The sequence below is a fragment of the Paraburkholderia sp. genome (assembly GCF_026225065.1).
Taxonomy (GTDB): Bacteria; Pseudomonadota; Gammaproteobacteria; order Burkholderiales; family Burkholderiaceae; genus Paraburkholderia.
Window position 1 is genome coordinate 1 of the sequence record NZ_JAMFSB010000090.1, and the last position, 9,792, is coordinate 9,792.

The following is a 9,792-nucleotide window of genomic DNA, read 5'->3' on the forward strand; positions in this document are numbered from 1 at the left end:
ATTATCCGATGTCCAAGCGCACCGATGTCTACGCGGCATATATGTACGATCACTTCACCAGCCAGACTTCGGGCCAGACGTACGGCGTAGGTATCCGCACGAAGTTCTGATCGGTTCGGGGTGCCACGCGTTTCGTTGTGCTTTGCAAACCCCGCCTTCGGGAGAAGGCGGGGTTTGTCGTTTTTGGCTTTATCAACCGGTACCTCAGACCGCAGGTTTGCTGACGCTGCTTTGATAAAGACGGCAGAATGGCATCGATTGATTCCTCTCACGAGCGATTGCCATGGATACCCTCGTCAGCATGAAAGTGTTTCGCCACGTCGTCGAGGTGGGCAGCTTCGTCGGTGCTGCCGAGCGCATGGAGATGTCCGCGGCGATGGCGAGCAAACACGTGATGCATCTGGAGCAGCAACTCGGCGCCCGCCTGCTTAATCGCACCACGCGGCGCGTCGCTCCGACCGAGGCGGGCCGCGAGTACTACGAGCGTTTGAGTCAGGTGCTGACCGAACTCGACGAAGCGGGGCAGGCAGTTGGCGCCGCGAGCATCGTGCCGCAGGGCCGTCTGCGGGTGTCGTCGCTATCGGCATTCGGCCTGAGTCACGTGATGAGCGCCGTGGCCGACTATGCCGCGCAGTATCCGCAGGTCACCGTGGACATGACCTTGTCGGACCGTGTGGTCGAATTGATCGACGAGGGTTTCGATGTCGCGATCCGGGCCTCGCCGCACGGCCTGAAGTCGTCCTCGCTGATCGCGCGGCAGATTGCGACCGCGCACCTCGTGCTGTGCGCCTCGCCGGATTATCTGCGCCGGCATGGCACGCCGCAGAAACGGGCCGACCTGGCGCGTCACAACTATCTGCAGTACGCAGGCGTATCGGCGCCGGACTTCGTTACGTCCAACGGCGATGGCGGCGCGCGGGTCAGTCTGTCCGGCAACCTGATCGTCAATCAGCTGGAAGCGCAGCGCGTTCTTGTGTTGCAAGGGGCGGGGATCGCCATGCTCGGGACCGAGGTGATCGGCGACGATCTCGCCACCGGCCGCTTGCTGCCGCTGCTGGTCGCCGAGTCGACGCCGCGCGAACTGCCGATTCATCTCGTGTACGCGAGCCGGCGCCATCTATCGGCGAAGGTGCGCTCGTTCGTCGATTTTTTTGTAGCGCGCTTTGCCAACGAGGCGCTGTGGCCGTCGCTCGAGCAGATCAAGGCGCTCGCGGTGAGCTAAGCGCCTCGTTCGCCGGTCAGCGCGCAATTCCCAGCCGCGCCTTCGCTTCGTCGTATTCCTTCTTCAGACGCTCGACCAGTTCGCCGACGCTCGGCACGTCGTCCATCAGACCGACGCCCTGGCCTGCGCCCCAGATGTCCTTCCACGCCTTGGCCTTGTCGCTGCCGAAATTCATTGCGGTCTTGTCCGACGCCGGCAGCGCATCCGGATCGAGCCCGGCATTGAGGATGCTTTCGCGGATGTAGTTGCCGTGCACGCCGGTGAACAGGTTGGTGTAGATGATGTCCGAGGCGCTCGAGTTGACGATCGCATGTTTGTAGCTTTCCACCGCATGCGCTTCCTGGGTCGCGATAAAGCGCGTGCCCATGTACGCGAGGTCCGCGCCCATCGCTTGCGCTGCGAGGATCGAGCCGCCGTTGGCAATCGCGCCGGAAAGCACGATCGGGCCGTCGAACATGCGGCGCACTTCGCCGACCAGCGCAAACGGGGAGGTCGTGCCTGCGTGGCCGCCCGCACCCGCCGCGACCAGGATCAGACCGTCGACGCCCGCTTCCAGCGCCTTCTGCGCATGACGGATATTGATCACGTCGTGCAGCACGATGCCGCCGTAGCTATGCACCGCGTCGACAATTTCCTTGGCCGGCGCGCGCAGGCTAGTGATGAAAATCGGCACCTTATGTTCGACGCACACCCGCACGTCGTGCTCGAGCCGCACGTTTGACTGATGGACGATCTGGTTGACGGCGATCGGACCGATCACGGCGTCCGGATGGGCTGCCTTGTGTTCGGCGAGCGACGCCTGAATCTGCGTGAGCCATTCGTCGAGCAGCTCCGCCGGCCGCGCATTCAAAGCCGGGAACGAGCCGACAATCCCGGCCTTGCATTGGGCGAGAACCAGATCGGGGTAGCTGACGATGAACATCGGCGAGGCAACAACGGGCAGCGCAAGGTGCTGCAGGACGGCGGGCAATGCCATGGCGCAAGTCTCCTATCAGGCAAGCCGGTGCGGGTCGAACGCCCGGCATATGTGAAGTGTAGTGGCACAAGACGCAGCCTGAGTCTGAGGTGGCTGCTGCGTGCGTTGTGCGACTTGCGTCCGCAATCCGGCGAGCTCCATGAAGCCATTGCAGTTTGCGAACGATCGTTCGATTATAGGCGAATGACCGCCGGATTGCAGCGTCGGCGCAGTTGGAGGAAGTGTTCAGGTTCTACGCTTACGTGCCCTATCCCACCCCGTATGGATACACAGCGCTCCTACAATGCTTTCACGAACAACGACAAGAGACTCTCGCTATGCCCTTCGAGGATTTCACGCCCTTCCGGGTCGCCGCGGGCGACGTCGACATATACGGGGTCAAGGGCGGGGCAGGGCCGCCTCTCTTGCTGCTGCATGGCCATCCGCAGACGCACCTGATCTGGCATCGGTGCGCGGCGCAACTCGCAGAGCACTTCACCGTGATCGCCACCGATTTGCGCGGCTACGGCGCGTCGGCCAAACCGGCAAGCGACGCCACTCACGCCGCTTATTCGAAACGTGCGATGGCGGCCGATCAGGTCGCCGTGATGCGTCACTTCGGCTACGAGCGTTTTCTGGTCTGCGCCCATGACCGCGGCGCACGGGTCGCGCACCGCATGGCGCTCGATCATCCGGGCGCGGTCGAACGTCTGATGCTGCTCGACATCGCGCCGACGCTCGCCATGTACGAAGCCACCGACCGCACCTTTGCCACGCTGTATTTCCACTGGTTTTTCCTGATCCAGCCTGAGCCTTTGCCGGAGACGCTGATCGGCGCCAATCCGGACGTCTACGTGGACCGCGTGATGGGCAGCCGCCACGCCGGGCTGGCGCCGTTTGCGCCCGAAGCGCTCGACGCCTATCGCAGCGCGTTGCGGCAACCGGGTGCGGTGCATGCGATGTGCGAGGACTACCGTGCGTCGGCGACCATCGACCTCGACCATGATCGCGCCGACATCGAACGCGGCCACAAGATTGGCTGTCCGCTACGCGTGCTGTGGGGTGAGGAGGGCGTGATCGAGAAGTGTTTCAAGCCGCTCGCGGAATGGCGCCAGGTGGCGCGCGATGTCAGCGGGCGAGCGTTGTCGTGCGGGCACTACATCCCAGAGGAAGCGCCAACGGAGTTGGTCTCGGAGATGTTGTCCTTCTTCGAAGCTGTGGAGCAGTAGAAGCTCGGTCGCGCTCAGCCTAGCGGCGGCAGCCTGCGCGCGACCGGCGTCGACTTGATGATGGCGGTGCTGGTTTCCGCGCGCTCCGTCACCTTCGACAGGATTTCATCGAGCTGCTCGATCGAATGCAGATACAGACGGCAGACGAAGCAGTCGTCGCCGGTCACCTTGTCGCACTCCACGAACTCCGGGATACGCCGGATCACGTCTTCGACCAGATGCAATTGCCCGGGCAACGGCTTCACGCGCACGATTGCCTGCAGCGTGTAGCCGAGCGCGCGCGGATCGATCTGCACGGTGAAGCACTCGATCACGCCTTGGGTCTCGAGCCGCCGTAGACGCTCGGCGGTGCTGGGCGCGGACAAGCCGACCCGCCGTGCCAGTTCGCTGACCGGCTGGCGTGCATCTTCGGCGAGCGCCGCCAGGAGCGCCCGGTCGGTGTCGTCGAGTGCAGCTGGGGGGCTAGCTGGCGTAAGGCGCTTTGCCATGGTTGCCTTCGATTATTAGGTTTGGGCAGTTAAATGCCTAAGTTTAGCCATATATTCGACCATCCGGATTAAATACACTGACTCTCATACAGTGATCAATCCTGGGAGAGCGAAGATGGCTGCCAATGAAATGCGCGGGAGCGCCACCAGTCGCGGGGCGGCGGAGATGACCGTGGCGATGCTGATGTCGGGGACAATCGGCTGGCTGGTCGTATCGTCGCAACAGAGCGCGTTCAATGTGGTTTTTTTTCGCTGCGTGTTCGGCGGCGCCACCTTGGCCCTCGTGTGCGCGGCGTTAGGACTGTTCCGTCGCAACCTGTTCTCCTGGCGCATGCTGGGCCTCGCCGCGCTCGGCGGTGTGGCGATCGTCGTCAACTGGGTGCTGCTGTTTGCGGCGTATTCGCGCGCGTCGATTTCGATGGCCACCGCCGTCTACAACACGCAGCCATTCATGCTGGTCGCGCTCGGTGCGGTGGTGTTTCGCGAACGCATCACCGCTTCGACGGTTGCGTGGTTGCTGGTGGCGTTCGGTGGCCTCGTGCTCGTCGTGCGGGTCGAGCCCGCCGTGCTCGCGGTGCCGGGCCGGTACCTTGAAGGAATCGCTTATGCGGTTGGCGCGGCGGCGATGTACGCGGTGTCGTCGATCATCACCAAACATCTGAAAGGCACGCCGCCGCATCTGATCGCGCTGATTCAGGTGGGGCTCGGCGTGCTGATGCTGGCGCCGTTTGTGCGCTTCGATGCGCTGCCTGCCACCGGCGCGCACTGGCTTGAACTCGTGACGCTCGGCGTCGTGAACACCGGCATCATGTATGTGCTGCTCTACGGCGCGATCCAGAAGCTGCCGACGGCGATGACCGGCGCGCTTTCGTTCATCTATCCGGTTGTTGCGATCATTGTCGATCGCGTTGCATTCGGCCAGAAGCTTGCGTGGGTGCAGGTGATCGGCGCTGTGCTGATTCTGCTTGCTGCCGCAGGCGTCAACTTCGGCTGGCGCCTCGTGCCGCAGCGCCGCTACTCGCCGACTTGAGCCGCCCTGTCCCCGTGCCGCCGGATGACAGTGTCAACCTTTTGTAGGGAAATCACCGATGCGGTCAAAAAACCCGCGCAGGTATCATTTGTGTAGACGATGATCACGTCGACCGAATTCCGCCGCTCGCCATTCTTTGCGAGCGGCTTTCTTTTTTGTGCCGCGGTTTTTGACGTTTGTTGAGCGACGGCGCTTGTCTTCCGCTTAGGCGCTGATCACGCGCTACGCGTGACGGTATTGCGTGCGACGATACATGAGCCATCCACCGTCAACGGACCGCCCTGCACAGCCAGTTCTTCGATCAGCCCGCGCAGCAGCGCTGGCCATTCCTCGCGCGGCTTGAGCATGGTGGCAGCCGCGCGCATCGCGCTGGCGCTGTCGAGCATGCGTGTGAGCGCATCGAAGGTCATGGTCCGCACTTCGAGCAGCTTGAACACGATCAGCACCTTCAGTGCATTCTTCGCGTTGCGCGCCGGATCGGCGCGCAACCATGCGACTCGCGAAAACGCTCGCTCCAGCGCCTGCGCAACATTCGTGAACGGCGCGCCGTGACCCGGGATCACCGTGCGCACATCGAGCTTGGCGATGGTCTCCAGCACGGCTTGTTCTTCCGCAAAGCCGCTTTCGCCTTCGAGCTCCGGAAAAATCACACCGAAACCGTTTTCCCATAGTGCGTCCGCGCTGATCAGCACACGTTCTGCCGCGCAATAGAGCATCAGCGAGTGCGGGTCGTGGCCAGGTGCGCCGAGCACCTCCCAGTCGAGCGCGCCGAGCTTGAGGTGCATGCCGGGTGCGATCGTCTCGGTGAAGGTGAAGCGCGTGCAGGTCTGGCCGGTGCCGCGATACGTCAGGCGAGCCTCATCCCAGTTGCGCACCGCTTCCGCCTCAGCGGAGGGGATTGCCGTGCGGCATGGCCACGCCGCCTGCAGTAACGCGTTGCCGCCGCAGTGGTCGGAGTGCAGATGGGTGTTGACGATCAGATCGAGCGGCCGTTCGCCGAGCGCCGCCTGCACTAAGGTCCGCGTTTGCGGCGCATGAGTCGAGTAACCGGTATCGACCAAGGCGGCGCAGGTATCGTCAACCAGCAGCACGTTGTTCGACGACAACCAGCCGCGCTCGAACACCTGAATCGACGCCGGTAAGCTCATGATGGATGGGACTCCTGGGCCGACTGAGCGGACTCCTGCATGGGCTTCGGCATCACGATGCGCGGCGCCGCATTCATTTCGCGGCCTGCCGGTTTTGCGCCATCCACTGCGCGTGGCGATCGTCGAGTGCATCCCAGACCGCGCGCCTGGTGGCATCGTCGTAGGTGGACCAGCACGCGATTTCATCGATGGTGCGCAGACACCCTTCACACCAGCCGCTCGCTTCGTCCATCCGGCACACATTGATGCACGGCGACGGCACGGGTGCAACCGTGTTCTGTTGGTCCACGGTGCTTGCCGTCGTCATTCGGCTTCTCGTAGCGCCACGTCGGCGACTGGCGCGCCGGTCAGGGCGACCAGCTCCTGCGGCGACAGATTGAATACCGCATGCGGGTGGCCAGCCGCGGCCCAAAGAGTGTCGAGCGTCAGCAGGTCTGCATCGATCAGCGTAACTGGCGGCGTGGCGTGGCCGATCGGGCAGACGCCACCGATCGCATAGCCGGTCTTTTCGCGCACGAACTTCGCATCAGCGCGCCCAATCTCGCCGACCTGTGCTGCGACCTTTTTCTCGTCGACGCGGTTCGCGCCGCTCGCGATCACCAACACAGGCGCATCGTCTTCGCGGCGGCGAAACAGGATCGATTTGGCGATCTGTGCGACCTCGCAGCCTAGTCCTGCAGCAGCTTCGGCCGACGTCTTGCCGGTTTCCGGCAGCATCACGATCTGTCCGGCGTGGCCGCGCTCACGCAGCAGCAATGCGACGCGGCGTGCCGAGTCCGGCAATGCGTTGAGATCGTCGGCGTGGGTAGGAGCGTTGTCCGTCATAAAGCACTTTCCAGTGAGAGGTGAGTTAGACGCACGAGGCCGGTTCGCTGCGTGCTTTGGCGAGCAACGCTTTACCGGCGCGCGAGTTGTTCGGCTTGCCGATCGAGGTCGAGATGAAATCGCCGATCGCGACGACCTGGGCGAGATCGATACCGGTCTCGATACCGAGTCCTTGCAGCAGATACAGCACGTCTTCGGTAGCGACGTTGCCGGTGGCGCCCTTCGCATACGGACAACCGCCGAGCCCGGCTACCGATGCGTGAAAAATCTCAATTCCTTCGTGCAGCGCAGCGTAGATGTTGGCAAGTGCCTGGCCGTAGGTGTCGTGGAAGTGCCCCGACAGTTGCTCGCGCGGAAACACTTCGGTGAGCGCAGCAAATACTTCGCGCGTACGTTTGGGCGTGCCCACGCCGATCGTGTCCGCGATATCGATCTCGTCGCAACCGAGCGCGGCAAACCGCTTGACCACATCCACCACCGACGACACCGGCACCTCACCCTGATACGGACAGCCGAGCGCGCACGAGACACTGCCGCGAATCCGTACGCCATGCTCCTTGGCGGCCCGAGCGACGGGCTCGAAGCGCGCGATGCTCTCAGCGATGCTGCAATTGATGTTCCGCTGCGAGAATGCTTCGCTGGCGGCGCCGAAGATCACGATTTCGTCGGCGCGGGCCGCAAGGGCGCCTTCGAAGCCACGCAGATTCGGCGTCAGCACCGAATAGATCGTGCCGGGCCGGCGTTCGATGCCGGCCATCAATTCAGCGCCATCGGCCATCTGCGGCACCCACTTCGGTGAGACGAACGAGGCCGACTCGACGTTGCGAAAGCCAGCCGCGGACAGGCGGTTGACCAGTTCGATCTTGACGGCGGTGGGGACGAAGTCCTTTTCGTTCTGCAGTCCGTCGCGTGGACCGACTTCGACGACTTTGACGGCTTGTGGCATGGCCATGATGGGTCTCCAGCCGCGCGAGGCGGCGCTGTATTGGGAATTCAGTATCCGCGGTCGATATCGACGACCCCGCCCACCGGCTCGCCGCGCATCAAAGCGAGAATCTTGTGCGCGACCTGGGCGACGCTCTCTTCGCGCAAGGTCTGCGCCGAGCTATGCGGAGTGATCGTGATGCGAGGCTCCTGCCAGAACAGATGATCGACCGGCAGCGGTTCTTCGCGGAACACGTCGAGCGTAGCGGCGGCAATCTGACCGTCGGCGAGCGCGTCGAGCAGATCCTGTTCGACCAGATGTGCACCGCGCGCGACGTTGATCAGATAGGCGCCGCGTGCGAGCTTCGAGAAGGTACGTTGGTTCAGCACGTCGTGCGTCTCGAGGGTGTGCGGCAGCAGATTCACCAGCACCTTTACGCCACTGAGGAACGCCTCGAACTGCGCCTCGCCGGCGAACGTCTGCACGCCTTCGATCTGCCGCGCGCTGCGGCTGTAGCCGCGCACCGGCATGCCGAACGGGACCAGAGCGCGGGCCACGTAGGTGCCGAGTACGCCGAGGCCGAGCACGCCGACTGTGAAGGTGTCGCGCGGATGCGGATCGAGCACCTTCCAGCGGCGCTCCGCCTGCAGCGCTTTATATTCGTCGAAGCGGCGCAGGTAGCGCAGCACGGCGTGCGTCACGTATTCGGCCATTTGCGGCGCCATGCCGCCGTCTTCGAGGCGCACGAGTTGCGCGGACCGCGGCAGGGTGCCGGGATGCGCGTGCTCGAGCGCTAGAATCGCGTCGACGCCCGCACCGAGATTGAATATGGCGCGCAAGCCCTCGCGGTCTGCCAGCATCTCGCGCGGCGGCCGCCAGACGATAGCGAAGTCAGCCGGCGCCATGTCGCCCGGCTGCCATTCGCGCAGTTCGGCCTCGGGCAGTGCACGGGAGAAATCGTGCAGCCAGGAAGCGGCTTCGGACTGAGGCGTGCAGAAAAGTATCTTCATGCGATCGGTGCGGCCATCACTTGGCGAACAAGCGGCTGATGTCCTTGAAGGCCTTGAATTCGAGCGCGTTGCCGCACGGGTCGAGGAAGAACATCGTGGCCTGCTCGCCCACTTCGCCTTCGAAGCGGATATGCGGCTCGATGATGAATGCCGTGCCCGCCGCCTTGAGCTTGTCGGCCAGGGTGTGCCAGTCGTCCGTGCTTAGCACGACGCCGAAATGGCGCACGGGCACGTCGTCGCCGTCCACTGCATTGACGCCGGCACGGCCGGTTTCATTGGGCGCGAGATGCGCCACCAGTTGGTGGCCGAAAAAATCGAAATCGACCCACTCCGGCGAACTGCGTCCTTCCGGGCAGCCGAGCAGGTCGCCGTAGAAGGCGCGTGCGTTTTCCAGGCTGGTGACCGGAAACGCCAGATGGAACGGCTGCAGCGCTCGTGGCTGGACAGATGACGCTTGCGACATGGGGCCTCCTCCGTTTTATGGATAGGCTTCATTCTACTTTTTCGAGGCCGATTGCGCGCGCTTTGGCTCGGGCGGGCAGGTTGGCACCCGGGCAGGCGTGCCGGCTGCGTCCCGGGTTGCTGTCCAATAAGCAAATGAGAAAAAGTTGGTTCGTGTCCGCAGGGCCCCGCTCCACAATAGGTTTCCAGATTCCGGCAGCGAGGAGAATCATGCTTTCATGCAGCAAATCGACGTGGCCGCCACGGCTCGTGACTGTACCGGGCCTGCACGGCAGCGAGGGCGCGCATTGGCAGACATGGCTCGAACGGCAGTTCGCCCGCTCGTTGCGCGTCGAACAGGCGGATTGGGATGCGCCGGACCTGGCGGCCTGGGCGCGCTCGGTGCGCGACCTGCTCGCGCGCGAACGCGGGCCGTTCGTGCTGGCGGCGCATAGCTTCGGGTGCCTTGCGGCGGCGCATGCGTTGCAACAGGCGTCGTATGTGGGCGACGTGGTGGGC

At 63.7% G+C, this 9,792-nt stretch carries 12 protein-coding genes and 1 pseudogene; 5 read left to right on the forward strand and 8 right to left on the reverse strand.

Annotation, left to right across the window (positions count from 1 at the left end):
- Window positions 1-110: pseudogene (locus M0954_RS06925) on the forward strand (porin); the annotation flags it as partial.
- Window positions 111-283: 173 nt separating this feature from the next.
- Window positions 284-1,222, forward strand: a complete 939-nt coding sequence (locus M0954_RS06930) for a LysR family transcriptional regulator (protein ID WP_122153203.1) — start codon at window positions 284-286, stop codon at window positions 1,220-1,222.
- A 16-nt stretch (window positions 1,223-1,238) separates the two neighbouring features.
- Here the strand turns inward: M0954_RS06930 and M0954_RS06935 are convergent, their stop codons facing one another.
- The gene (locus M0954_RS06935) at window positions 1,239-2,198 is read right to left on the reverse strand and encodes a nitronate monooxygenase family protein (RefSeq protein WP_122153204.1); all 960 of its coding nucleotides are present in this window, start codon (window positions 2,196-2,198) and stop codon (window positions 1,239-1,241) included.
- A 317-nt stretch (window positions 2,199-2,515) separates the two neighbouring features.
- Between M0954_RS06935 and M0954_RS06940 the strand changes: the two genes are divergently transcribed.
- Entirely contained in the window at window positions 2,516-3,406 is an 891-nt protein-coding gene (locus M0954_RS06940) for an alpha/beta hydrolase (protein ID WP_297352311.1), read from the forward strand.
- Window positions 3,407-3,420: 14 nt separating this feature from the next.
- On the opposite strand, the gene M0954_RS06945 is transcribed toward M0954_RS06940, so the two are convergent.
- Window positions 3,421-3,894, reverse strand: a complete 474-nt coding sequence (locus M0954_RS06945; RefSeq protein WP_122153206.1) for an Lrp/AsnC family transcriptional regulator — start codon at window positions 3,892-3,894, stop codon at window positions 3,421-3,423.
- Window positions 3,895-4,009: 115 nt separating this feature from the next.
- On the opposite strand from M0954_RS06945, the gene M0954_RS06950 reads away from it, so the two are divergent.
- Window positions 4,010-4,924 (forward strand): DMT family transporter, encoded by a 915-nt coding sequence (locus tag M0954_RS06950; protein ID WP_133892702.1) that lies wholly within the window; start codon window positions 4,010-4,012, stop codon window positions 4,922-4,924.
- A 215-nt stretch (window positions 4,925-5,139) separates the two neighbouring features.
- On the opposite strand, the gene M0954_RS06955 is transcribed toward M0954_RS06950, so the two are convergent.
- From M0954_RS06955 to M0954_RS06980, 6 genes are all read right to left on the reverse strand, one after another.
- Window positions 5,140-6,075 (reverse strand): MBL fold metallo-hydrolase, encoded by a 936-nt coding sequence (locus M0954_RS06955; protein ID WP_123385937.1) that lies wholly within the window; start codon window positions 6,073-6,075, stop codon window positions 5,140-5,142.
- A 70-nt stretch (window positions 6,076-6,145) separates the two neighbouring features.
- Window positions 6,146-6,379 (reverse strand): DUF1289 domain-containing protein, encoded by a 234-nt coding sequence (locus tag M0954_RS06960; protein WP_122153207.1) that lies wholly within the window; start codon window positions 6,377-6,379, stop codon window positions 6,146-6,148.
- Window positions 6,376-6,897 carry a YbaK/EbsC family protein gene (locus M0954_RS06965; protein WP_122153208.1) on the reverse strand — a complete coding sequence of 174 codons (522 nt, stop codon included), beginning with the start codon at window positions 6,895-6,897 and terminating at the stop codon, window positions 6,376-6,378. Before M0954_RS06965 ends, M0954_RS06960 begins: the two co-directional genes overlap by 4 nt.
- 25 nt (window positions 6,898-6,922) lie before the next feature.
- Window positions 6,923-7,849 (reverse strand): hydroxymethylglutaryl-CoA lyase, encoded by a 927-nt coding sequence (locus M0954_RS06970; RefSeq protein ID WP_297352313.1) that lies wholly within the window; start codon window positions 7,847-7,849, stop codon window positions 6,923-6,925.
- Window positions 7,850-7,890: 41 nt separating this feature from the next.
- Entirely contained in the window at window positions 7,891-8,832 is a 942-nt protein-coding gene (locus M0954_RS06975) for a glyoxylate/hydroxypyruvate reductase A (RefSeq protein WP_297352315.1), read from the reverse strand.
- A gap of 16 nt (window positions 8,833-8,848) precedes the next feature.
- Entirely contained in the window at window positions 8,849-9,295 is a 447-nt protein-coding gene (locus tag M0954_RS06980) for a VOC family protein (protein ID WP_166660789.1), read from the reverse strand.
- 209 nt (window positions 9,296-9,504) lie between these two features.
- Here M0954_RS06980 and M0954_RS06985 point away from each other — a divergent pair.
- On the forward strand, window positions 9,505-9,792 hold a 288-nt coding region (locus tag M0954_RS06985), incomplete at its 3' end, for an alpha/beta hydrolase (protein WP_297352317.1).

Bases quoted from the DNA above. Each gene is read 5' to 3' on its own strand.
- M0954_RS06970 (WP_297352313.1), bottom strand. From the start codon at position 7,849: ATGGCCATGCCACAAGCCGTCAAAGTCGTCGAAGTCGGTCCACGCGAC.
- M0954_RS06965 (WP_122153208.1), bottom strand. From the start codon at position 6,897: ATGACGGACAACGCTCCTACCCACGCCGACGATCTCAACGCATTGCCG.
- M0954_RS06975 (WP_297352315.1), bottom strand. From the start codon at position 8,832: ATGAAGATACTTTTCTGCACGCCTCAGTCCGAAGCCGCTTCCTGGCTG.
- M0954_RS06930 (WP_122153203.1), top strand. From the start codon at position 284: ATGGATACCCTCGTCAGCATGAAAGTGTTTCGCCACGTCGTCGAGGTG.
- M0954_RS06950 (WP_133892702.1), top strand. From the start codon at position 4,010: ATGGCTGCCAATGAAATGCGCGGGAGCGCCACCAGTCGCGGGGCGGCG.
- M0954_RS06945 (WP_122153206.1), bottom strand. From the start codon at position 3,894: ATGGCAAAGCGCCTTACGCCAGCTAGCCCCCCAGCTGCACTCGACGAC.
- M0954_RS06940 (WP_297352311.1), top strand. From the start codon at position 2,516: ATGCCCTTCGAGGATTTCACGCCCTTCCGGGTCGCCGCGGGCGACGTC.
- M0954_RS06980 (WP_166660789.1), bottom strand. From the start codon at position 9,295: ATGTCGCAAGCGTCATCTGTCCAGCCACGAGCGCTGCAGCCGTTCCAT.
- M0954_RS06960 (WP_122153207.1), bottom strand. From the start codon at position 6,379: ATGACGACGGCAAGCACCGTGGACCAACAGAACACGGTTGCACCCGTG.
- M0954_RS06935 (WP_122153204.1), bottom strand. From the start codon at position 2,198: ATGGCATTGCCCGCCGTCCTGCAGCACCTTGCGCTGCCCGTTGTTGCC.